The sequence below is a fragment of the Mesorhizobium norvegicum genome (assembly GCF_004919685.1).
GTDB lineage: Bacteria > Pseudomonadota > Alphaproteobacteria > Rhizobiales > Rhizobiaceae > Mesorhizobium > Mesorhizobium norvegicum.
Genome location: NZ_SMYZ01000229.1, coordinates 1 through 205, shown reverse-complemented (window position 1 = coordinate 205; position 205 = coordinate 1). Strand labels below are relative to the sequence as shown.

Annotated in this window: 1 protein-coding gene; it reads left to right on the top strand. The window is 62.4% G+C overall.

Going from position 1 to position 205, the window contains the following annotated elements:
* Positions 1 to 205: ABC transporter substrate-binding protein (locus tag FCU66_RS40875; protein WP_168992277.1), on the top strand; the 205-nt coding region annotated here is incomplete at both ends.

The window sequence follows — 205 nt, the reverse complement described above, 5'->3', positions numbered from 1 at the left end:
ATCGCGACCCGAAGAACTGGAAGGGCTTCAAACTCGCCATCCCGTTCGACTACTCGAACCACAACTACTTGCTGCGCTATTACTTGGCCGAGCACGGCATCGATCCCGACACCGACGTGCAGCTCCGCTCGGTGCCGCCGCCCGAGATGGTCGCGAACCTGCGCGCCGACAACATCGACGGCTTCCTGGCGCCGGACAACATCGT